Annotated in this window: 1 protein-coding gene; it reads right to left on the bottom strand. The window is 61.6% G+C overall.

What is annotated here, in order from left to right; translation table 11 throughout:
• Positions 1 to 242 (bottom strand): ribonuclease III domain-containing protein (locus AAEZ03_RS28620; RefSeq protein ID WP_350583361.1); only part of this gene is annotated, 242 nt, incomplete at both ends.

Here is a 242-nt window from a genome sequence, read left to right as displayed (position 1 = left end):
CCGCTGCGCAGTTCGCCCTCGCCGAGCCGCAGGCCGTCCGAGATATTCAGGGCCTGAGCAATTTCGTACAGCGACTGCTGTTTGACGAGGTTGGCGCGTACGCGCGACAGGTCACCTTCGTCCAGCTTGCCGAAACGCTGGAACAAAAGAGCGGCCACCGCGCAATTCAGAACGGAATCGCCGAGAAACTCGAGCCGTTCGTTGTGCGTGGCACTGTGACTGCGATGGGTCAAAGCCTGGCG

Origin of the sequence: Pseudomonas sp. HY2-MNA-CIBAN-0224 (assembly GCF_040310285.1) — a bacterium.
In the GTDB taxonomy this organism is placed as follows: domain Bacteria; phylum Pseudomonadota; class Gammaproteobacteria; order Pseudomonadales; family Pseudomonadaceae; genus Aquipseudomonas; species Aquipseudomonas helleri.
The sequence above is the reverse complement of the archived record's forward strand: the minus strand, read 5'-3'. Positions and strand labels throughout refer to the sequence as shown.